Genomic DNA, 18930 nt, shown 5'->3' with positions numbered 1-18930 from the left:
GTTCCCGGCCATCGTGCCACGCCCGGGTCCGATGCCGGACCCACCGCCCACGCGCGGCGGCGTGCCGCGTGGCAGGGCGCACCCGGGCGCCGGCCGCGCGCGCCTCAGGCGGGGGTGGGCACCGAGCGCAGGGCGGGCGTGACGATCTCGACGACGCGGCGGGCGACGTCGCGGGCGTCGTCGAGCGGGACGCCGACGAGCGCCCCCTCGAGCATCGAGAGCACGAGCATCAGGTCGCTCGCCGACATGTCGGGGGAGACGATGCCCGCCTCCCGGCCGCGGGCGAGCGTCGTCTCGAACATCGCAATGATCCGGGCGATGAGGTGCTGGATCCGTGCCTCGCCGTCGGACTCGCGGGCGAGCACCATGGCGACCCCGCGGGCGTGCGCCTGCACCTCGGCCATCCGCTCGAGCAGCCGGAAGACGAGGTCGGGCTCGTCCTCGTGCTCCGCGACGAAGGCCTCGTGCTCGGTGATGTGCCGCTCGTAGATCGCCACGGCGAGGTCGACGCGCCCGGCGAAGTGGCGGTAGAGGGTGCCGCGGCCGACGCCGGCCCGGCGGACGACGGCGTCGAGCGGGACGTCGGGGCCCTCGAGCGCGAACTCCACCTCGGCCGCCGCGACGAGGGCGGCTCTGTTGCGTCGCGCGTCGCGCCGCAGGGAGACCTGGTCGTCGGTCACGTCGTCGGTCACGTCGTCGCTCACACTGCGAGCGTAACCGTGACGTGCGTCACACGTCTGCCCGACGATGTGGCGGCTCGTGGTGGTTCGGCTCCGGTCGCGCGCGCGTGGATCGTCGGTAGCGTCGGACCGGTGACGAGGGTTGTCGGCACCGTCCGTCGCGCGCTGCTCGGGGCTGCGCGCGACGTCCTGCTGAACGCGGTCATCGGGTCTCCGCTCCTGCCCACGCGTGCCCGCTGGGTCGCCCTGCGTGCGGTGGGGATGCCGGTCGAGCGGTGCGGCGTCGCCTCCCGGGTGTGGTTCGGGTCGCGGGACGTGCGCATCGGCCGCGGGACGTACGTGGGGCACCACTGCCTCTTCGACACCTGGGCGCCGGTGACCATCGGGGCCCGCTGCGCCATCGCGATGCAGGTGTCCTTCGTGACGAGCAGCCACGAGCTCGGCGGCCCGGACAAGCGCGCGGGTGCGATGACGGCACGGCCGGTCACGGTCGAGGACGGCGTCTGGATCGGGGCGCGGGCGACGGTGCTGCCGGGCGTGACGATCGGGACCGGCGCGGTCGTGGCGGCGGGCGCCGTCGTCACGGAGGACTGCGCCCCGCACACCCTCTACGCCGGCGTGCCGGCCCGCGCCGTGCGCGCCCTGGACAACGCCCCGGCCCGGTAGGGCGCGACGCGGACGGTCTGGAGTTCCTGGCACGGACGTGGCAGACTGTTGTTAGTAAGTTTTCCTAACAAATACGATGCGCGGGCCGGGTCCGACGACGCCTCCCGCGCAGACGGCCCCGCAGCGGCAGGAGAGTCATGGCCAGCGATCCCCGAGCCCCGTCCGAGCGCCGGTCCAGCCGCGCCGCCGTCGTGCTCGCCGCGGGGCAGGACGACGCGTCGCGCGACCTGCTGACCAGGCCGCTCGGCGACTCGACCGTCGCGCAGGTCGCGCTCGCGAACGTGCGCGCGCTGGTCCCCGCCGAGCGGATCGTCGTCGTCGTCGCGCAGGGCGACACCGCGCTCCCGGCGCTCCTGGGGGACGACCTCACATACGTGGAGCAGACCGAGCGCCTCGGCACCGGCGACGCGGTGCGCGCCGCCCGGGGCGCCGTCGGGCCGGGCGTGGACCGCGTGCTCGTGACGTACGCCGACACGCCCCTGCTGCGCGTCGAGTCGCTGCTGGGCCTGCTGACCCGGCACGAGCTCAAGCAGGTCGCCCTCTCGCTCCTCACCGCCTCCGTGCCGCACCCCGACGCCGCGTACGGCCGGATCGTGCGCGAGGCGGGCCGCATCGTCGCCATCGACGAGCAGGTCGAGCGCGAGCCGGGCGACGGGGTCGTGGAGGTCAACGTCGGCGCCTACGTCGCCGCCCCGGCGCTGCTCTTCGAGGAGCTCGACCACATGGCCGCGGCCGGCGAGCACCGGCTGACGGACCTGGCGCGGCGCGTCATCGGGCGCGGGCTGGAGATCACCGCGTACCGGATCCGCGACACGGACGAGGTGCAGGGCATCAACACCCCGGCCGAGCTCACTGCGGCCGAGGACATCGTGCTCAAGCGGCTCTTCGTCCCGCGCAAGAACACCGACACCCGGATCGTCTTCGGCACGGGCGGGTGGCGCGCCGTCATCGGCGAGGGCTACACGCTGGCCAACGTCCGCCGCCTCACCCAGGCGATCGCCAACGAGGTGGTGCGCCAGGGCCTGGAGGACAAGGGCGTGGTCATCGGCGGCGACCGGCGGTTCCTGTCGCGCGACTCCGCGATCGCGGCGGCGGAGGTCTTCGCCGGCAACGGCGTCCCCGTGCGCCTGCTGCCCGACGACGTCCCGACCCCCCTGGTCACGTTCGCCGCCCCGCACCTGGGCGCGGCCTACGGGATCATCGTCACCTCGAGCCACAACCCGCCGGAGTGGAACGGGATCAAGGTCTTCCGCTCGGACGGGTCCCTGCCGCTGGACGAGGAGACGGACCGGTACACCGACGAGGCGAACGCGATGCGCGTCCGCGACGTCATCACGCTCGACATCGAGCTCGCGCGGTCGGCCGGGATGATCGACGAGCGCCCGCTCACCGAGCCGTACATCGACGCGATCGAGCAGATCATCGACGTGGACGCCGCCCGCGGGTCCGAGCTGCGCGTGGTCGTCGACCCGATGTACGGCACCTCCCAGCTGACCCTCGGCACGATCCTGTCCGACATGCGCGTGCGTGCCGACTTCATCCACGCGGCGCACAACCCGCTGTTCGGCGGCGTCGCGCCCGCGCCGGACCTGCAGCGGCTGTCCGCGCTCATCGGGATGATCCGCGACGAGCCCGGGCGCTACCAGCTGGGCCTGGCCACCGACGGCGACTCCGACCGGATCGGCATCGTCGACGAGCGCGGCGAGTACGTCTCGACCAACGACCTCCTGCTGCTCCTGTACTGGTACCTGTGGGAGGTCCGCGGCGAGCGGGGCGGCGTCGTGCGCAACCTCGCGACGACGCACCTGCTGGACCGCCTGGCGGCGCACTACGGCGAGCCTGCGCTCGAGGTGAAGGTCGGCTTCAAGCACGTGGTGGCCGCCATGGAGGAGATCGGCGCGGTGCTCGGCGGGGAGTCCTCGGGCGGCCTGACGATCCGCGGCTGGCTGCTCGGCAAGGACGGCATCTTCGCGTGCGCCCTCGTGGTGGAGATGCTCGCGCGCACCGGGAAGACGATCTCCCAGCTGCTCGACGACGTCCGCGCGATCACGGGCACCCTGCACACGCTCGAGGCCGCGGTGCCGTCGACGCCGGAGATGCGCGTGGCCGTGCCGCGGCGCCTCGCGGCCGAGCCGCTCACGCACATCGGGCCCTACCCGGTGCTGCGCGTCGGCCACCTCGACGGCGTGAAGCTCTACCTCGAGAACGACAACTGGGCGCTCCTGCGCTTCTCCGGCACCGAGCCGCTCCTGCGGATGTCGGTCGAGGCGGACACGCCCGACAAGGCCCGCGAGATGCTCGCCTGGCTCGAGCGCTTCGTCACCGCCGGCGTCTGAGGACGCCCCGCCCGACCCCCGCCCGCCCGACCCGACAGGACCCCCATGCGCTACGGCCACTTCGACGTCGAGGCCGACGAGTACGTCATCGAGCGTCCCGACGTGCCGGTCTCGTGGACCAACTACCTGGGCACCAAGAACCTGTGCACGGTGCTCTCGCACAACGCCGGCGGGTACTCCTACTGCCGCTCGTCGCAGCAGGGGCGGATCACGCGGTTCCGGCCGAACGGCGTCCCGCTGGACCGCCCGGGGCACTACGTCTACCTGCGCGACGACGCCGACGGCGACGTCTGGTCGGTCAGCTGGCAGCCGGTCGGCAAGCCGCTCGCGGCCGACGGCGTCCCGGACGGCGCCGAGTACACGGCGGCGCACGGCCTCGGCTACACGCGCTTCGAGTCGGCCTACCGCGGCATCCGCGCGACCCAGACGGTGTTCGTCCCGCTGGACGACGACGTGGAGGTGTGGGACGTCGTCGTGCACAACGACTCCGACGCGCGGCGCGAGCTGACGGTCGCGGGCTACGTGGAGTTCAGCTTCCACACCATCACGATCGACAACGAGAACCTGCAGATGTCCCTGTACGCGTCGGGCTCGTCCTACGCCGACGGGATCATTGAGGAGGACTTCCACTACGAGCCGTGGACGTTCCACTTCTTCGCGTCCTCGCGCACGCCCGACTCCTACGACTCGCTGCGCGAGGAGTTCGTCGGGCCGTACCGCACGGAGGCGAACCCGATCGCCGTCGAGCGCGGGCACGGCTCGAACCGCTCCGGCACCACCCAGAACCAGTGCGGCGCCCTGCTGCACAAGGTCGCCCTCGAGCCGGGGGAGTCCGCGCGCCTGGTCTTCCTGCTGGGCTACGGCTCGCGCGACGCCGTCGGGCGGGCGATGCGGGACAAGTACGCGGACCTGGCGACCGTGGACGCCGAGCGCGCCCGGCTGCGGGCGCACTGGCGCGCGAAGCAGGACCGCCTGCGCATCCGCACGCCGCACGAGGGCATGGACACGATGATCAACACCTGGACGCTGCTCCAGGCAGAGACGTGCGTGCAGTGGTCGCGGTTCGCGTCGTTCGTCGAGGTGGGCGGGCGCAACGGCCTGGGCTTCCGCGACACCGCCCAGGACGTCATGAGCGTCATCCACTCCAACCCGACGAAGACCCGGCAGCGGATCCTCGAGCTGCTGCGCGCGCAGACCGAGGCGGGCTACGGCCTGCACCTGTTCGACCCGGCCGCGTTCGACCCCGACGCCCCGCGCCTCCCGGACGTGCCGAGCCCGACGATCGTGCCCACGCGCTCGCGCGGCGACCTCATCCACGGCCTGGCCGACACGTGCTCCGACGACCACCTGTGGCTGGTGCCGTCGGTGGTCGAGTACGTCAAGGAGACCGGCGACGTCGCGTTCCTCGACGAGGTGGTCCCGTTCGCCGAGGGCACGCCCGCGACGGTGTACGAGCACCTGCTGCGCGCGATCGACTTCTCCTCGGCGCAGGTGGGCGAGAACGGGGTCGCGCTCGGCCTGCGCGCCGACTGGAACGACTGCCTCAACCTCGGCGGCGGCCAGACGGCGCTGGTCACCTTCCTGCACGCGTGGGCCATCCGCGCGCTGCTCGACGTCGCCCGCCCGCTGGGCCGCGCCGACGTCGGGCGGCTGGAGGCCGAGCTCGAGCGGATCGCGACGGTCGCGGACGCGGAGCTCTGGGACGGCGAGTGGTGGATCCGCGGCTACACGCGCGACGGCGTGACGATCGGCTCGGCGGCCAACGAGGAGGGCAAGATCTTCCTCGAGCACCAGGCGTGGCCCGTCATCGCGGGGATCACGACGCCGGAGCGCGGCCGCGCGTCGATGGACGCGGTCCGGCGCCTGCTCGGCTCGCGGTACGGCAACCACCTGAACTGGCCGGCGTTCACCAAGGTCGACGACACTGTGGGGTTCGTGACGCGCGTGTACCCGGGCATCAAGGAGAACGCCGCGATCTTCTCCCACCCGAATGCCTGGCCGATCATCGCCGAGGCGCTGCTGGGCCGCGGCGACGAGGCCGTCGCCTTCTACGACGCGATCCTGCCCTACCACCAGAACGACAACGTCGAGGTGCGCGGCGCCGAGCCGTACGCGTACGTGCAGTTCATCTACGGGCGCGACCACGAGCAGTTCGGCAAGGCCCAGAACCCGTGGCTGACCGGCACCGCCGGGTGGATGTACACCGCGGTGACCAAGTACGTGCTGGGCGTGCGGCCGGGCCTCGACGGGCTCGTGGTGGACCCGTCCATCCCGCGCGACTGGGACGGCTTCGAGATGCAGCGGGTGTGGCGCGGCGCGACGTACACGATCGAGGTGCGCAACCCCGGCCACGTGAGCCGCGGCGTCGTCGCGCTGGAGGTGGACGGCGCGCCGCAGGACCCGGCCGCGCCGATCGCCCCGCGGCCCGACGGCGCCCGCGTGCGCGTGGTGGCGACGCTCGGCTGAGCAGGCCCGCGGGCGTCAGGGCTTGAGGTCCTCGCGGACCTTGACGTTGGCGTCGGGGTCCTCGCTGCGCAGGCCGTCGGCCAGGGCGGCCAGGAACTGCTTCAGCGTGTGCAGGGCCAGCACCTTCGGCTCCTTGAGCCGCGTGAGGCGCGACGGCGCGACGAGCACCGCCTCCTCGACGTCGAGCCGCACCTGCGTGCGCCCGTCTTTGACCTCGGTGACCAGCCGGAACGACATGAGGCGCCGGCTGCCCACGAGGTCACGGATCTCGTACACGTCGGACTTGGGCGCCGTCGTGACGCGGGTGACGCGCTGGCGGCCGTTCCACAGGTCGCCCTTGGCGGCCTTGGCGGCGGCCAGGCCGCGCTGCTTCACCTGGGCGGTGGTCAGCGACGTGGTCGCGCGCAGGCGGCTGCGTACGGGCTCCGACAGCTGGGGCATGGGCGAACCCTACCGACCGGCGCCCTACCGGCCGGCGCCGGTCTCCCAGGCGACCTGCGGCGAGCGGTACCAGGGCAGCCCGGCGGCGTCCCACGTGGGCGCGTAGCGCGCCACGCGCACCGCGAAGTCCGGCCACGACCGTCGCGGCGGCACGGACCACGCCACCTCCGCCACGGCGGCGAGCCTCGGCAGGAGCAGCGTGAACAGCTCCTGCTCGTCGTGCACGTACTCCGTCCACACGGCCGCCTCGACGCCGGCGATCGAGCCCGGCAGCAGGCCGAGCACCGACTCCATGGGCTCCCACTCGTAGGCGTCGCGCAGCTCGGTGGTGCCCACCCAGTCGGAGCCGATCGGGGTGTCGGCGTCGTACTTCATGTCCAGGTAGACGTGCTGCGCGGGGGAGAGGACGACGCGGGCCCCCTGCCAGGCCGCGTCGACGAGGTCGCTCGTGTCGGCCCGCGGGTCCCAGAACTGCACGACCGTCGAGGGGGCGAGCGGGGTCTGGGTGATCTCCTGCCAGCCGACGAGCGTCTTGCCGGCGACACGGACCTGCTCGGCGATCGTCGCGATCATGCGCGAGTACTCCGGCCGTTGCATCGCGAGCGCCTCGTCGCCGCCGATGTGCAGGAAGGGGCCGCGGGTCATGGCGGCGACCTCGGTGACGACGTCGCGGATGAACGGAAGCGTGGCGGGCAGGTCGGGGTGCAGCCGGCTGAAGCCGACCTCGGTCCCCGTGTAGGCGGGGACCGGTTCGCCGCCGGGGTTGAGCTCGCCGTAGGCGTGCTGCGCGGCGTTGACGTGCCCCGGCATGTCGATCTCCGGGATGACGGTGATCCCGCGGGAGCCGGCATGCACCTGGATGCGTGCGTAGTCGGCGGCCGTGTAGAAGCCGGCCTGCCCGCCGTCGACGGCCGTCCGGCCCGAGATCTGCGTGAGGAGCGGGCGCGAGGGGAGCTCGAGGCGCCAGCCCTGGTCGTCGGACAGGTGCAGGTGCAGCACGTTGAGCTTGAGGGCGGCGGCGACGTCGACGACCTTCTCGACCGTCTCGACGGGGAAGAAGCTGCGCGCGACGTCCAGGTGCAGGCCGCGCCAGGTGAAGCGCGGCGCGTCGACGACGAACGCCGGCCGCAGGCCGCGCCCGCCGTCGGTCGTCGGGACGAGGAGCTGGCGCAGCGTGACCGCGCCGTGCCGCAGGCCGTCGAGGTCCACCGCGGTGACCAGGGCCCGCACCGAGTCGACCTGGATGCGGTACGCGCCCGGCGACGAGGCACCGGCCCCGCCGCTGAGCAGCCGCAGGACGATGGCGCCGGGCCGCCCGTCGTCGTGGGCGACGGGGACCTCGCGGTCCAGCAGGACGGAGAGCTGGGCGGCGGCGATCGCGCCCACCGCCTCGGCCTCGCCGACGGCGACGACGCGCGTGCCGGCGCCGAGCGGCATGGGGGCCCCTGGACGCCCGACGGCGTGCAGCGGCGCGGGCAGGATCGGTAGGGCGGGGGGCCTCACTGGTACAGCCACTCACCTGCCCGCATCACGCGCAAGGGCCTCATGTCCCCGTCGACCTCGAGGACGTCCGCGCGCAGGCCCGGCGCCAGCGCGCCGATGTCGCTGCGGCCGAGGACGGCGGCGGGGGTCGCGGTCGCGGCGGTCACGGCGTCGCGCAGGTCGACGCCCGCCGTCACGGTGGTCCGCAGGACGTCGAGCAGGTGCGCGGTCCCGCCGGCGATCGCGCCCGCCTCGAAGGGCTCGCCGGGCGCCGTCGCCAGCCGGGCCACGCCGCCGCGCACGACGACGTCCGCGGGGCCCAGCACGTAGCGCCCGTCGGGCATGCCGGTGGCCGCCATCGCGTCGGTGACCAGGGCCACGTTCGCGGCGCCGACCAGGGCGAACACCGCGCGGATGGTGCCCGGGGCGAGGTGCACGCCGTCGGCCACGAGCTCGACGACGGCGTCCCCGCGGGCGGCCGCGGCCAGCGCGGCGGGCACGGGGCCGGGCGCGCGGTGGTGCCAGGGGGCCATGCCGTTGAACAGGTGGGTGACGGTCGGCCGCCCGGAGCGTGCGGCGGGCGCCGCGCGCAGCTGGGCGCGGGCCTGCGCGAGCGCGCCCGCCATCACGGCCTCGGTGGCGTCGGTGTGCCCGAACGACGGCAGCGCGCCCGCGCTCCCGAGCGTCGCCGCGACGCCGTCGGGCCCCAGGACGCCGGGCACGTCGGGGGCGACGGTCATGGTCGCGAGCCAGCCACGGGCGGCCTCGGCGACCTGCCGCACCGCGTCGGGGCGGCCGTCGGTCATGAAGGCCGGATCCTGCGCGCCGCAGCGCGCGGGGGCCAGGAACGGGCCCTCGAGGTGGATGCCGGCCAGCTCGCCCGTGTCGGCGAGCTCGGCCAGGGTCGCGGTGCGCGCGAGGAGCGTCGCCAGGTCCGCCGTCACGAGGGACGCGACGAGCGACGTCGTGCCGTGCCGCAGGTGCTCGGTCGCGGCGACGTGCGCGGTCGCGACGTCGGGGGAGTCGGGGAAGCCCGCGCCGCCGCCGCCGTGGCAGTGGAGGTCGACGAGTCCCGGCAGGTAGGTCCGCGGCTGCGGCGCGGGCTCGGGCAGTGCGACGCCGTCGGGCGCCTGCGCGGCCGGGCCCACCCAGGTGATCCGGGCGCCGTCGGTGACGACGACGCCGTCGTCGAGCACCTGGTCCGGGGTGACGACGCGCCCGCGCAGGACGACGCCGCTCACGCCGCCGCTCACGCCGCCGCCCCCGTGGCGCGGCGGGCTGCTGTCACGTCTGGGCTCGGCATGCCTCGGCTCGACATGCCTCGATCCTCGACCCTTGACACGAGTTTGTAAAGAAGGTTCACTAACAAACGTGGCGACGATGACGCGGTCCCTCCGGCCCAGCACCAAGGTGCTGCCCGGCGACGTGCGGGCGAGGCATCGCTCCATGGTGCTCCAGCACCTCTTCCACTCCGGTCCCGGCTCGCGCGCCGACCTCGCGCGCAGCACCGGCCTGACCCGCGTCACCGTCTCCGACCTCGTCGGCGAGCTGCTCGCCGAGGGCCTGGTCGCCGAGCTCGGCCAGGAGGCGGAGGAGGGCAAGGTCGGCAAGCGCGGCACGCTCGTCGGGCTGCGCACGGACGCCTTCCAGATCGTCGCCGTCGACCTGCGCGACGACGAGCTGCTGCACGGCGCGCTCGTCGACCTGGCCGGCGCCGTCGTCGAGCAGCGCACGGCGCGGTTCACCCAGCCGCAGGGCGAGGTCGCGCTCGCCGACCTGACCACCTTCTGCCGCGAGCTCCTCGCCGCGGCCACCTGCCCGGTCCTGGGCGTGGGCGTGGCCTCGCCCGGCATCGTCGACGCCGATGGGCGGGTGCTCGAGGCCCCCAACCGCGAGTGGTACGACCTGCCGCTGGCCGCGACCCTCACCGCCGCGCTCGGCGTCCCCGTGCACGTGGGCAACGACGCCGACGCCGCCGCGCTCGGCGAGTGGACCTACGGCGGCGCGCTGGGCGGCAGCCTCCTCGTCCTGACCGTCGGCCAGGGCGTCGGCGCGGGCATCGTCGTCGACGGCGCCCTGGTCCAGGGGCACGGGCACGCCGCGGGCGAGCTCGGCCACGTCACCGCCGTCGACGAGCGCGACGCGCCCGACGGCCCCGTCGGTCCTCCCCGGCCGTGCGCCTGCGGGCGCACCGGCTGCCTCGAGACCGTCCTCGCGCTGCCGGCCCTGCGCCGCCGCGTGGCCGGGCTCGACCCTGAAGCTGCCGACGCCGCACTGGCGTCGGTCGGCCGGCGCCTGGGCATCGTCCTGGCGCCGGTGGTGTCCGCACTGAACCTCGCCGAGGTGGTGCTCAGCGGCCCCCCCGAGCTGCTCGGCGGGCCTTTGCGCGACACGGCCCTGGCGGTCATCCGCGAGCGGACCATGCCGGTGACCAGCCGGGGTCTGCAGCTGCGGGTGACCACCCTGGGCGAGGCGGCCCCGCTCTCGGGGGCGGCCGTGCTCGTGCTGTCCGGTCAGCTCGGAGTCTCGTGAGGACTCCGAGCTGACCGTCCTGGCAGGTCCTCAACCCTCCGACGACGCCATGGCGGCGCCGTCAGCGCACCGGGAAGGAACCCACGTGAGAATGGTACGGAAGACGGGAAGGCGGGGTGCACTCGCTGCGGCAGCTGTCGGCACGATGCTCGCCAGCCTGACCCTCACCGCGTGCAGCGGTGACAGCGACGAACCCTCGGACGAGCCGGCCGGTGACGACGACGTCGCCGCCGAGGGCGCGGAGATCACCCTGTGGCTCGCGGGCGGCGACACGCCCCAGGAGCTGCGGGACTACCTCATCGACACGTTCGCCGCGGAGAACCCTGGCTCGACGCTGACGATCGAGGAGGTGGGCTGGGGCGACCTCGTGACGCGCCTCACCACCGCGCTGCCCGACGCCGCGAACACCCCCGACGTCGTCGAGATCGGCAACACCCAGTCGCCGACCTTCACCACGGTGGGCGCGTTCCGCGACCTGTCCGGCATCTACGACGAGCTGGGCGGGTCCGACCTGCTGCAGTCGTTCGTCGAGGTCGGCTCGGTCGACGGCAAGCAGTACGCCCTGCCGTACTACTTCGGCTCGCGCTACATGTTCTACCGCAAGGACATCTGGACGGCCGCCGGCCTCGAGGTCCCGACGACGCTCGGTGAGTTCGCCGACGCCGTCGCGCAGCTCAAGACCGACACGCAGTCCGGCTTCGCCATGGGCGGCCAGGACTGGCGCAACGGCATCTCGTGGGTGTTCGCCCACGGCGGCGAGCTCGCGACCGTCGACGGGGACACGTGGACCTCCACGCTGTCCGACCCGAAGACGATCGAGGGCCTGGAGGCGTGGCAGTCGATCTACCAGACGGCCTCGAACATCCCCGCGACCGAGCGCGACGTGGCGTACTGGGACTTCCTCAACGACGGCACCGACGGCGCGGCCCCGGCCGCGGCGACGATCATGGCGCCGGGCTGGGCCCGCTGGTCGCTCGGCGACCTCACGACGAACGACGCCGGCGAGGAGGTCCGTGACGGCATGGCCGACACGAACAAGTGGGGCATCTTCGGCCTGCCGGGCGTGGACGGTGGCCTGGCCCCCGTGTTCGCCGGTGGCTCGAACATCGCGATCTCGGCGCAGTCCCAGAACCCTGAGCTGGCCGAGAACCTCCTGCGGATCATCTTCTCGGAGGACTACCAGACGATGCTCGGCCAGAACGGCCTCGGCCCGGGCAACACGCAGTACACCTCGTCCCTCGGCGACGACGAGTTCGCCCAGACGATGATGGACACGGCCGCCGCCTCGAAGCTCACCCCGGCTGCTCCGGGCTGGGCCGCCGTGGAGGCAGCGTTCGTGTACGAGGAGCTGTTCCAGAAGATCGCCGAGGGTGGTGACGTCGCCGCTCTCGCCGCCGAGTACGACGACATCATCACGCCGATGCTCAACGGCTGACGCTCTGCCCGGTCGCGGGGGCACGTCACCCGCCCCCGCGACCGGGACCGGCCCCATCCGTCGGCCACGTCCGCCGCCGACGCCCCCGTCCCGCACCCCTCACCCTTGGACCTGGAGGCCCACCATGGCGGACACGCTCGTCCGTGCTGCGCCGGTGCAGGCGACCGGCCCCCGCCGACGCGCGGGGTCACGCACCCGGCCGCGTTCCGGCCCCGCGTACCTCCTCCTGCTGCCCGCCGTCGCGATCCTGCTGCTCGGCCTGGGCTACCCCGTGTACTGGCAGGTCGTCACCTCGCTGCAGGAGTACGGCCTGGCGCAGCAGTTCGGCCAGCCGCCGGAGTTCGTCGGCCTGGAGAACTACGCGCGCATCTTCGCCGAGGACGACCTGTGGGCCGTCGTCGTGCGCTCCCTGATCTTCTGCATGGTGAACGCGGCGGCGACGGTCGGCATCGGCCTGGCGCTGGCGCTGCTCATGCGCGCGGTGCGCCCGTGGGTGCGGCTGGTGCTGCAGAGCTGCCTGCTGCTGGCCTGGGCGATGCCGATGGTCGCCGCGGTCACGGTGTGGCGCTGGCTGTTCGACTGGCGCACCGGCGTCGTGAACTGGCTGCTGGTGCAGATCGGGTTCGACGGCTACGCGGGCCACAACTGGCTGGCCCAGCCGCTGTCCTTCTTCTTCGTGGCCACGGTGATCATCGTGTGGATGTCCGTGCCGTTCGTGGCGCTGTCGATCTTCGCGGGGCTCACGCAGGTGCCCGACGAGGTGCTCGAGGCCGCGCGCATCGACGGCGCGGGCCCGGCCCAGACGCTCCGGCACATCCTCGTGCCGATGGTGCGGCCGGTCATCGCGATCGTGCTGCTCCTGCAGGTGATCTGGGACCTGCGGGTGTTCGCGCAGATCCGGCTGCTGCAGGACTCGGGCGCGCCGGTGTCGGAGACGAACCTGCTGGGCAACTTCATCTTCGAGCTCGGCATCGGGCGCCAGGACTTCGCCGGCGCGGCCACCGTCTCGATCCTCGTCCTGCTGCTGACGGTCCTGCTGAGCTGGCCGTACGTGCGCAGCCTCATGAAGGAGCTGTCATGACCGCGGCCAGCACGCGCCGCCGCGTCGGCCGGGGCGCCCTCGGTGCCCTCGCCCTGCTCGTCGCCGCGCTGTGGGTGTTCCCCGTCTACTGGATGGTCCTGTCGGCCGTCACCCCCGACGCGTACCTGCGCACCGCGACGCCGTCGTTCCTGCCGACGCACTTCACCACGGGCAACATCGAGGCCGTGGTGAGCGGCTCGGGCTTCCCGACGGCGCTGCGGATGAGCCTGGCGGTCACGCTCGTCACGGTGCTCGCCGTGCTGGTCTTCGCGTTCCTCGCGGCGCTCGCGATCAGCCGGTTCCAGTTCCGCGGCCGGCGCTCGTTCGTGCTCGCGGTGCTGTTCGTGCAGATGCTGCCGGCCGAGGGCCTGTTCATCGCGCAGTACAAGATGCTGTCGACGGCGAGCCTGCTGAACTCCGTGCTGGGCATCTCGGTGCTGTACACGGCCGCGATCGTGCCGTTCACGATCTGGATGCTGCGCGGCTTCGTGGCGAGCACGCCCGCCGAGCTCGAGGAGGCCGCCATGGTGGACGGGCTCTCCCGCTTCCAGGCCTTCCTGCGGATCACGCTGCCGCTGCTGGCGCCGGGCCTGGTCGCCTCCGGCGTGTACGCGTTCCTGCAGGCGTGGAACGAGTTCACAGTGGCGCTCGTGGCCCTGCCGTCGGAGAGCGCGCAGACGCTGCCGCTGTGGCTGCGGACGTTCCTCGCGGCGTCGATCAACCGCGGCGTGAACTGGGCGGAGGTCATGGCGGCCTCGAGCCTGCTCGCCGTACCGGTGATCATCTTCTTCCTGGCGGTGCAGAACCGGATGACGTCCGGCCTGGTCTCCGGGGCGGTGAAGGGCTGATGACGATCACGGGAGCGGACCTGCGGGTCGGCCTGGACCTGGGCGGCAGCAAGGTGCTCGGCGTGCTGCTCGAGGGCGACACGGTGCGCCGGACCCTGCGGGTGCCGACGGACCTGGGTGCCGAGGGCGTCGTCGGGAGCGCGGCCGGAGTCGTCGCGGGGCTGTGCGAGGCGGCGGGCGTCGAGCCCACGCAGCTCGCCGGCGTCGGGATGGCGCTGCCCGGGATCGTGGACCCGGCGACGGGCACGGTCTCGCACGCGGTCAACCTGCGCATGGACCTGCCGGACGTGCCGGTCGGCGCCCTCCTGTCGGAGCGCCTGGGCGGGCTGCCGGTCACGGTCGAGAACGACCTGAACGCGGCGGCGCTCGGTGCGGGGGAGACCCTCGGCTACTCGGACATGGCCTACCTCGCGCTCGGGACGGGCCTGGCGGCCGGGCTGCTGCTCGACGGCCGTCTGCGCCGCGGGCACGCGGGCGCGGCGGGGGAGGTGGGGCACCTGCCCTACCGGCCCGGTGGCCTGCCGTGCGCGTGCGGCCAGCTGGGCTGCCTCGAGATGTACGCGTCGGGCTCGGCGCTCGACGTCGCGTGGCCCTCGCGCACGGGCTCGCCGTCGCCGGCGGAGGTCTTCGCGGCGGCGGCCGACGGCGACGCCGCGGCCGTGGCTGTGCGCGACACGTTCGTGGACGCCGTGGCGACGGCTGTGCGGTACCTGGTGATGACGTTCGACGTCGCGCACGTGGTGCTGGGCGGCGGGGTGGCGAACCTCGGCCCGCAGCTGGTGCAGCATGTGCGGGACGCCGTCGAGCGCCACGTGGCGGTCTCCCCGCTGCTGGCGGGGCTGGGGATGCCGGAGCGGATCGAGCTGACGCCCGCGGGCGTGCCCGTGGGCGCGGTCGGGGCGGCGCTGGCGACGCGCGGCGCGGTGGACGTGGAGGTGGTGGGCTGATGGAGGTCGTCATCGGTTCGGCGGCGCAGGTCGCGCGCTGGGCGGCGGACGCGGTCGAGGCGCTGCTGCGCGCGCGGCCGGACGCCGTGCTCGGCCTGGCGACGGGCTCCTCGCCCCTGGCGCTGTACGACGAGCTGGCGCGTCGGCACGCGGAGGCGGGGCTCTCGTTCGCGCGCGCCCGCGCGTTCCTCCTGGACGAGTACGTGGGCCTGTCGCCGGAGCACCCGGAGCGCTACCGCGCGGTCATCGAGCGGGAGCTGGCCAGCCGCGTGGACTTCGCGGAGGGCGCGGTCCACGCGCCCGACGGCGGCGCGGCGGACATCGCGGCGGCCTGCGCCGCGTACGAGGCGGCGATCCGCGAGGCGGGCGGGGTGGACCTGCAGATCCTCGGGATCGGCACGGACGGGCACCTGGCGTTCAACGAGCCGGGCTCGTCCCTGGCGTCCCGCACGCGCATCAAGACCCTCACCGAGCAGACCCGCCAGGACAACGCGCGGTTCTTCGACGGGGACGCGGACGCGGTGCCCCGGCACGTGCTCACGCAGGGCCTCGGCACGATCATGGAGGCCCGGCACCTGGTGCTCCTGGCCACCGGCCGGGCCAAGGCGGAGGCCGTGCACCGCATGGTCGAGGGCGGGGTCAGCGCCATGTGGCCGGCGTCGGTGCTGCAGCTGCACCCGCACGTGACGGTGCTGCTCGACGACGCCGCCGCGAGCCGCCTGCAGCTCGCCGACCACTTCCGGCAGACCTGGGCCCACAAGCCTGCGTGGCAGGGTCTGTAGGGCGTCTTCCCGGAGGTGCGGGTCAGCCGCGCAGCGCGCGGACCAGGCTCGCCGTCGCCTCGCGCACCTGCGCGAACGCCTTCTCGTAGGCGGCGTCGCCGCGCTGGTACGGGTCGTCGATGTCGTCGTCGGCCGGGTCCACGGGCACGCGGCCGCGCTGCGCGGCGGCCAGGGGCAGCAGGGCGGCGAGCCGCTCGGCGGGCGTGCCGGCGGGCAGCTCGGGCGCGACGGCGTCGGCGAAGCGCGCCAGCTCCCGGTAGGTGAAGGTGCGCCGGACGGCGGCGGGCAGCAGCTCCACGACGTGCCCGCGGTGGCGCCGCGTCATGGCGACGACGACGCTCGCCTCGCGCACGTGCGCGGGCGTCAGCTGGCGGGCCAGGAACGCGTCGTACGGCGTGCCGGTGGCGGCCAGCAGTCGCGCCATCGGGGGATGCACGCCCGCGCCGACGACGGCGTGGGTACCCGCGCTCGCGACCTGCACCCCGGCGTCCGGCCCGAGCGCGTGGGCGAGCAGCAGCTCGGCCGCGGGGGACCGGCAGATGTTGCCGGTGCAGACCATGAGGACGGTTGTCACGCGGACAGTGTGCGGGGTGGGGACCGGACGAGCCCAGGACGATCGGGGTGGCGCGCCGACGCTTCACCCGGCCCGGGTAGGCTCGCGCCGGTGTCGGGCGAGGAGGGGCGAGTGCCAGTTCGTGACGCCGCGGCGGGGGGCTCGGGCCACGGTCCGGCCCACCTGAGCGGACGACGCCGGGCCCGGCACCGCGGCCGCTGGCTGCTGGTCGCGGGTGTCGTGGTGCTCGCGGCGCTCGGCATGGCCTGGTGGCTGTTGAGCGACGCGCGGACTGCTCGGGCCGAGCTCTTCGAGGCCGCCGCACTCGTCTCCGAGCTGCAGGCCGACGTGCTCGCCGGCGACGACGCGAGTGTCGACTCCGCGGTCGCCGCGCTGCAGGCGCACGCGGAGGCGGCGCTGGACGCGACGGACGGCCCGCACTGGGCGATCGCCGCCCGGGTGCCGTGGGTGGGCCCGAACGTCGAGGCCGTCCGGACGGTCGCGGTGGTGATGGACGACCTGGCCCACGACGCCGTCCCGACGCTGCTCGAGGCGACGGACGTGGTGGACCCCTCGGCCCTCGCGCCGGTGGACGGGCGGATCGCCCTCGACCCCTTGGTCGAGGCCGCGCCGCGGGTCGTGGCCGCCGACGAGGCCGTCCAGGCCGCCGTGGCCAGGATGGACGCGGTCGACGCCGAGGCGCTCTGGCCCTTCGTCGCCGACGCCTTCGAGGAGGCCCGGCAGGAGGTGGACGAGGTCTCCGTGACGACGGCGACGGCGTCGCGCGCGGTGCGCCTGCTGCCCCCGATGCTGGGCCGGGACGGGCCGCGGACCTATCTGGTTCTGGTGCAGAACAATGCGGAGCTGCGCGCCACCGGGGGAATTCCCGGGTCAATTCTTCTGCTGCGTGCCGACAACGGCGGCGTGGAGATTCTTGATCATCGTTCCGGCGGATCCCTCGGCGATCTTCCGGCCCCGGTGACGGAGCTGACGGACGCCGAGATGGCTTTGTTCGGCGAGGACCTCGCGGCCGACATGCGCGACGTGACCTTCACACCCGACTTCCCGCGTGGGGCGTCGATCGCACGGCAGATCTGGGCACAGGAGGTGGGCGGAGAGGTCGACGGCGTCGTGTCGGTGGACCCCGGGACGCTCGCGCTGGTGCTCGGTGCCACGGGGCCGGTCCCGATGCCGCCGGGCGCGGTCGCCGACGTGACGGGCGGTCAGCTGACCGCCGACAACGCGGTCGAGGTGCTGCTCAGCACCGTGTACCTGACGCTGCTGGACCCGCGCGAGCAGGACGAGTTCTTCGCGCAGACCGCGGCGGGCGTCTTCGGTGCGCTGGTGGGAGGCGCGGGCGAGCCCTCGGCGACGATCGAGGCGCTCGCGCAGGCCGCACGCCAGGGCCGGCTGCTCGTGTGGTCGGCTCGGGAGGGCGAGCAGGCCTTGCTCGCGGACACCGTGCTGAGCGGTGCGCTGCGCGGGGAGGCGGGCGACTCGCCGGTGATCGGCGTGTTCCTCAACGACGGCAGCCAGGCGAAGATGAGCTACTACCTGGACGTCTCGACCGAGGTGGGGGGGCAGACATGTGCCCCGGACGGCTCGCGGCTGGTCGAGCTGGACGTGACGCTGACGAACACGGTGGACCCCGCGCTCGTCGGGACGCTGCCGACGTACGTGACGGGTTCCGGGACGGTCGTCCCGATCGGTGAGGTGCGCACGAACGTGCTCGTCTACGCACCGACGGGCGGTCAGATCGAGGACGTGACGATCATGAATGACGTGCCAGGCGTCTCCTCTCAGGTGCAGAACGGGCTCCCGGTCGTGGGCAAGACCGTGCAGCTGAAACCTGGTCAGAGCGTTTCGGTCGTCGCTACCATCTCCGTGGATCGGGTGCACAGGGGGCCTGTCGTTCTTCGAACTTCACCCGGACGAGTGGTGCAAGACGTGCCATTAGTCGGGGTCCAGTGCTCATGATCCGGCATAGGGTTGCCGATGCCCGGGGGTGTCGTTCGTGTTGCGGCACGCATGTGGCACGTGACCGGCACTGACTGCGCAGACCAAGCAAGGGGCTTACCGCTATGAATCTCCGTCGCACCCTCCTCACCTCCGTCGGGACGCTCACGCTCGTCGCGCTTCCCGCCGTCGCCATGGCGTACGACGCGCCGGGCTACGACACGACGGTCAACGACTCGACGCCGGCCGTCGGCCAGGCCATCACCATCAACACCCTGGGCCAGACGCCCAACGAGCAGCTGACGCTGACGATCACCTCGAACCCCGCGACGATCGGCAACGACCAGATCCAGGTGGCGGGCACCAAGAGCCTCGCGAAGACCGCGAACGCCTCGGGTGACGCCTCGTGGTCCGTGACGTTGAACGCGGCCGGCACCTACACGGCGCGCGTGACCAACGCGGCCGGTGCTCTCGTCGGCGACGAGGTCCTGACTGTCGCCGCCGCGCCGGGCTCCTCGCTGAGCGACACGGGCTTCGACGGCATGGAGCTCGCGCTCGGCGCCGGCGCCCTGATCCTCGCCGGTGGCGCTGCTGTGGTCGTGGCGCGTCGCCGCCAGGCCGTCCGGGCCTGAGCCCAGTCGCCTCGCCTGACACGAGGGCCTCGCCGCTGGAGCGGCGGGGCCCTCGTGCTGTCTGGCCTGCGAACGGCCTGCCGGCCGTGAACA

16 protein-coding genes are annotated in these 18930 nt (G+C 73.6%); 11 read left to right on the top strand and 5 right to left on the bottom strand.

All coding sequences use genetic code 11. From position 1 onward, the window contains the following. Positions 1-104: 104 nt before the first annotated feature. A complete protein-coding gene (locus tag AFE02nite_RS17525) occupies positions 105-704 on the bottom strand; it encodes a TetR/AcrR family transcriptional regulator (RefSeq protein WP_052113837.1) in 600 nt (199 codons plus the stop codon). A gap of 108 nt (positions 705-812) precedes the next feature. On the opposite strand from AFE02nite_RS17525, the gene AFE02nite_RS15285 reads away from it, so the two are divergent. From AFE02nite_RS15285 to AFE02nite_RS15275, 3 genes are all read left to right on the top strand, one after another. Next, entirely contained in the window at positions 813-1346 is a 534-nt protein-coding gene (locus tag AFE02nite_RS15285) for an acyltransferase (protein WP_261765662.1), read from the top strand. A gap of 137 nt (positions 1347-1483) precedes the next feature. Continuing rightward, positions 1484-3682, top strand: coding sequence for an NTP transferase domain-containing protein (locus AFE02nite_RS15280; protein WP_052113835.1), 2199 nt, complete (start codon positions 1484-1486; stop codon positions 3680-3682). 45 nt (positions 3683-3727) lie between these two features. Next, positions 3728-6148, top strand: coding sequence for a GH36-type glycosyl hydrolase domain-containing protein (locus tag AFE02nite_RS15275; RefSeq protein ID WP_034247423.1), 2421 nt, complete (start codon positions 3728-3730; stop codon positions 6146-6148). A 15-nt stretch (positions 6149-6163) separates the two neighbouring features. Here AFE02nite_RS15275 and AFE02nite_RS15270 read toward each other — a convergent pair whose 3' ends face one another. The 3 genes from AFE02nite_RS15270 to AFE02nite_RS15260 are packed head-to-tail and all read right to left on the bottom strand — an operon-like array spanning position 6164 to position 9312. Further along, on the bottom strand, positions 6164-6589 hold the full coding sequence (locus tag AFE02nite_RS15270; RefSeq protein WP_034247421.1) for a hypothetical protein: 426 nt from the start codon (positions 6587-6589) through the stop codon (positions 6164-6166). Between the two features lie 24 nt (positions 6590-6613). Beyond that, a complete protein-coding gene (locus AFE02nite_RS15265) occupies positions 6614-8092 on the bottom strand; it encodes a family 20 glycosylhydrolase (protein WP_034247419.1) in 1479 nt (492 codons plus the stop codon). Beyond that, entirely contained in the window at positions 8089-9312 is a 1224-nt protein-coding gene (locus AFE02nite_RS15260) for an N-acetylglucosamine-6-phosphate deacetylase (protein ID WP_261765661.1), read from the bottom strand. The genes AFE02nite_RS15265 and AFE02nite_RS15260 overlap by 4 nt, the downstream gene beginning before the upstream one ends. Positions 9313-9451: 139 nt before the next feature. On the opposite strand from AFE02nite_RS15260, the gene AFE02nite_RS15255 reads away from it, so the two are divergent. The 6 genes from AFE02nite_RS15255 to nagB all read left to right on the top strand — a co-directional run bounded on the left by AFE02nite_RS15255 (position 9452) and on the right by nagB (position 15696). Continuing rightward, positions 9452-10603 (top strand): ROK family transcriptional regulator, encoded by a 1152-nt coding sequence (locus AFE02nite_RS15255; RefSeq protein WP_052113923.1) that lies wholly within the window; start codon positions 9452-9454, stop codon positions 10601-10603. Between the two features lie 145 nt (positions 10604-10748). Continuing rightward, the gene (locus AFE02nite_RS15250) at positions 10749-12038 is read left to right on the top strand and encodes an extracellular solute-binding protein (RefSeq protein WP_261765660.1); all 1290 of its coding nucleotides are present in this window, start codon (positions 10749-10751) and stop codon (positions 12036-12038) included. 124 nt (positions 12039-12162) lie between these two features. After that, positions 12163-13119 carry a carbohydrate ABC transporter permease gene (locus AFE02nite_RS15245; protein ID WP_052113922.1) on the top strand — a complete coding sequence of 319 codons (957 nt, stop codon included), beginning with the start codon at positions 12163-12165 and terminating at the stop codon, positions 13117-13119. After that, positions 13116-13967: a carbohydrate ABC transporter permease gene (locus tag AFE02nite_RS15240; RefSeq protein ID WP_034247871.1), complete on the top strand. Its 852-nt coding sequence runs from the start codon at positions 13116-13118 to the stop codon at positions 13965-13967. Before AFE02nite_RS15245 ends, AFE02nite_RS15240 begins: the two co-directional genes overlap by 4 nt. Further along, entirely contained in the window at positions 13967-14914 is a 948-nt protein-coding gene (locus tag AFE02nite_RS15235) for an ROK family protein (protein WP_146819970.1), read from the top strand. Before AFE02nite_RS15240 ends, AFE02nite_RS15235 begins: the two co-directional genes overlap by 1 nt. Then, positions 14914-15696 carry a glucosamine-6-phosphate deaminase gene (gene nagB / locus AFE02nite_RS15230; protein ID WP_034247865.1) on the top strand — a complete coding sequence of 261 codons (783 nt, stop codon included), beginning with the start codon at positions 14914-14916 and terminating at the stop codon, positions 15694-15696. Before AFE02nite_RS15235 ends, nagB begins: the two co-directional genes overlap by 1 nt. A gap of 22 nt (positions 15697-15718) precedes the next feature. Here nagB and AFE02nite_RS15225 read toward each other — a convergent pair whose 3' ends face one another. Continuing rightward, the gene (locus AFE02nite_RS15225; RefSeq protein WP_261765659.1) at positions 15719-16270 is read right to left on the bottom strand and encodes an arsenate reductase/protein-tyrosine-phosphatase family protein; all 552 of its coding nucleotides are present in this window, start codon (positions 16268-16270) and stop codon (positions 15719-15721) included. 111 nt (positions 16271-16381) lie between these two features. Here AFE02nite_RS15225 and AFE02nite_RS15220 point away from each other — a divergent pair, with 111 nt between their 5' ends. Together AFE02nite_RS15220 and AFE02nite_RS15215 are read left to right on the top strand one after the other, a co-directional pair. Beyond that, positions 16382-18226, top strand: coding sequence for a DUF4012 domain-containing protein (locus tag AFE02nite_RS15220; RefSeq protein WP_034244910.1), 1845 nt, complete (start codon positions 16382-16384; stop codon positions 18224-18226). A 104-nt stretch (positions 18227-18330) separates the two neighbouring features. Beyond that, positions 18331-18837, top strand: a complete 507-nt coding sequence (locus AFE02nite_RS15215; RefSeq protein WP_034244909.1) for a hypothetical protein — start codon at positions 18331-18333, stop codon at positions 18835-18837. Positions 18838-18930 lie beyond the last annotated feature (93 nt).

It is taken from the genome of Actinotalea fermentans, assembly GCF_007991475.1.
GTDB classification, from domain to species: Bacteria; Actinomycetota; Actinomycetes; order Actinomycetales; family Cellulomonadaceae; genus Actinotalea; species Actinotalea fermentans.
Note: the sequence above shows the minus strand (reverse complement) of the source record. Positions and strands in the feature narration are given on the sequence as shown.

What these genes read in the sequence shown, in the direction of transcription:
- AFE02nite_RS15270 (WP_034247421.1), bottom strand. Translation starts at nt 6,589, where the DNA reads ATGCCCCAGCTGTCGGAGCCCGTACGCAGCCGCCTGCGCGCGACCACG.
- AFE02nite_RS15240 (WP_034247871.1), top strand. Translation starts at nt 13,116, where the DNA reads ATGACCGCGGCCAGCACGCGCCGCCGCGTCGGCCGGGGCGCCCTCGGT.
- AFE02nite_RS15215 (WP_034244909.1), top strand. Translation starts at nt 18,331, where the DNA reads ATGAATCTCCGTCGCACCCTCCTCACCTCCGTCGGGACGCTCACGCTC.
- AFE02nite_RS15245 (WP_052113922.1), top strand. Translation starts at nt 12,163, where the DNA reads ATGGCGGACACGCTCGTCCGTGCTGCGCCGGTGCAGGCGACCGGCCCC.
- AFE02nite_RS15280 (WP_052113835.1), top strand. Translation starts at nt 1,484, where the DNA reads ATGGCCAGCGATCCCCGAGCCCCGTCCGAGCGCCGGTCCAGCCGCGCC.
- nagB (WP_034247865.1), top strand. Translation starts at nt 14,914, where the DNA reads ATGGAGGTCGTCATCGGTTCGGCGGCGCAGGTCGCGCGCTGGGCGGCG.
- AFE02nite_RS15235 (WP_146819970.1), top strand. Translation starts at nt 13,967, where the DNA reads ATGACGATCACGGGAGCGGACCTGCGGGTCGGCCTGGACCTGGGCGGC.
- AFE02nite_RS15255 (WP_052113923.1), top strand. Translation starts at nt 9,452, where the DNA reads ATGACGCGGTCCCTCCGGCCCAGCACCAAGGTGCTGCCCGGCGACGTG.
- AFE02nite_RS15275 (WP_034247423.1), top strand. Translation starts at nt 3,728, where the DNA reads ATGCGCTACGGCCACTTCGACGTCGAGGCCGACGAGTACGTCATCGAG.
- AFE02nite_RS15250 (WP_261765660.1), top strand. Translation starts at nt 10,749, where the DNA reads ATGCTCGCCAGCCTGACCCTCACCGCGTGCAGCGGTGACAGCGACGAA.